Here is a 254-nt window from a genome sequence, read left to right on the forward strand (position 1 = left end):
GGACTGGAAGGTCGACAAGAAATGGCCGGATTACCGGGCCCACTGCGACCGGCTGTTCTTTGCCACCCATCCCGGCGTTCCCGCCGATATTTTCCCGCAGGACTGCGGATTTATCCTGTCGGATGGCTATGGCGCGGAAATCCTGCGCGAAGCGCCCGAGCACAAATTGTCCGGGGCAACGCGCAAGGCGATGACACTGCGCTTTGCGCGGGTGAGCGCGGCGCGGATGACACTGGCCGAATTGTCCGGAATTC

1 protein-coding gene is annotated in these 254 nt (G+C 62.2%); it reads left to right on the top strand.

Going from position 1 to position 254, the window contains the following annotated elements; translation table 11 throughout:
• A partial coding sequence (locus tag Ga0451573_RS19385) for an MmcB family DNA repair protein (RefSeq protein WP_231685833.1) occupies nucleotides 1-254 on the top strand: 254 nt, incomplete at both ends.

It is taken from the genome of Phosphitispora fastidiosa, assembly GCF_019008365.1.
Classification (GTDB): Bacteria; Bacillota; Thermincolia; order Thermincolales; family UBA2595; genus Phosphitispora; species Phosphitispora fastidiosa.